General features: G+C 70.9%; 2 protein-coding genes. Both read left to right on the top strand.

Annotation, left to right across the window (positions count from 1 at the left end; genetic code table 11):
• Positions 1 to 519, top strand: a 519-nt coding sequence (locus FV223_RS28045) for a hypothetical protein (RefSeq protein WP_210247535.1), incomplete at its 5' end; no start/stop codon positions are given.
• A 130-nt stretch (positions 520 to 649) separates the two neighbouring features.
• A complete protein-coding gene (locus FV223_RS28040; protein WP_147729929.1) occupies positions 650 to 916 on the top strand; it encodes a 3',5'-cyclic-nucleotide phosphodiesterase in 267 nt (88 codons plus the stop codon).
• Positions 917 to 1218: the final 302 nt, after the last annotated feature.

The raw sequence follows: 1218 nt of genomic DNA, 5'->3' as shown, positions 1-1218 counted from the left end.
GTGCGGCAGCGGCGGATGGAGCGTGCCGTCGAGGACGCGCGCAGCAAGCGCCAGGCCGACATGGCGGCCCTCGGCAACCGCACCATGGAGGCGGCCGCCCTCGCGCGCGACGTCGCCGCGCGCGACGCCGAGATCGCCGAGGCGCTGGCGCTTCGCGGTCGTCTCGAGAACGAGCTTTCGACCGCGCAGGCCGACGGCTCGTCGAGCCTCGCGACCCTGCTCGCCCTGGAAGAGGCGCATGCCGACCTCCTGGACAGCCTGCTCGCCGCGCGGAACGCCCTCGGCACGGTCGAGGACGTCCCATCCGATGCAGGCGCGGCGGAGAGCGAGGGCAGCGTGCGCGAAAAGCTCGCGGCCACCGAGGCGGCGCTCGCCAAGGCCGTGTCCGACCGCGGGGAGGCGGTCGAGCGCGAGAATGCGGACCTTCGCCGGCGCATCACCGAGGTGGCCGACACCCTGACTCAGCGCGAGCGCCTTCCGCCGGTGGCGGCCTACGCGATGCGTGCCTCCTCGCACTGAGCGGCCGTCGAGCCACCAAAATCCTAGGGTTGCGGTTGCGAAACCGCGCCGCGATGCCTTGTTTCCACCACGCGATGGCATCATCGCACCGCCATCCCCCCTCTCGATCCGACAGATGGAACGACGCCCCATGGCCTTGAAGCTCATGTCCCTCGCCCTCGCGCTCGGCCTGGCCGTGTCGTTCTCCGCGCCGGCCTCGGCGGCGCCCGAGACCAAGCGCGGCAACGAGACCCTGAAGAAGTACTGCACCGGCGATTACCTGAACTATTGCGGCAACCTCGCCCCCGAGGACCCGAAGCTCGATGCCTGCTTCGAGAAGAACTGGAAGTCGCTGTCCGAGAATTGCCGCCGGGCGATCGACGCCTACGAGGCGACCAACGGCGACAAGAAGGGCTGAACCGCCCGCTCGACCGAGCCGGTTCGGAGCGAGGCTGTGGCGCGCGAACGCTCGCCTCGCGTTCCGGCAACGGCTAAGGTGCGATCCTCCCTCGGGAGGACCGCCCCAGAAGTGCCCGCCGGACCCTCCGCGATGCCGCCCACCCGCGTCCTGACGTTGACCCTCGCCACAGGCCTCGCCGCGCTCGCGCTGGCGCTGCCGATCCGCACGGTCGGCGACATGGGCGCGCTGCCGAGCAGCCTGCCCTCGTTCCTGCCGCCGCAGGTCCCTCTGAGCTTCGAGACCTTGCGAATCATCCTGCC

It is taken from the genome of Methylobacterium sp. WL116, assembly GCF_008039455.1.
Taxonomy (GTDB): Bacteria; Pseudomonadota; Alphaproteobacteria; order Rhizobiales; family Beijerinckiaceae; genus Methylobacterium.
Note: the sequence above shows the minus strand (reverse complement) of the source record. Positions and strands in the feature narration are given on the sequence as shown.

Excerpts from the sequence above, each read along its gene's own strand:
- FV223_RS28040 (WP_147729929.1), top strand. The coding sequence starts at position 650 with ATGGCCTTGAAGCTCATGTCCCTCGCCCTCGCGCTCGGCCTGGCCGTG.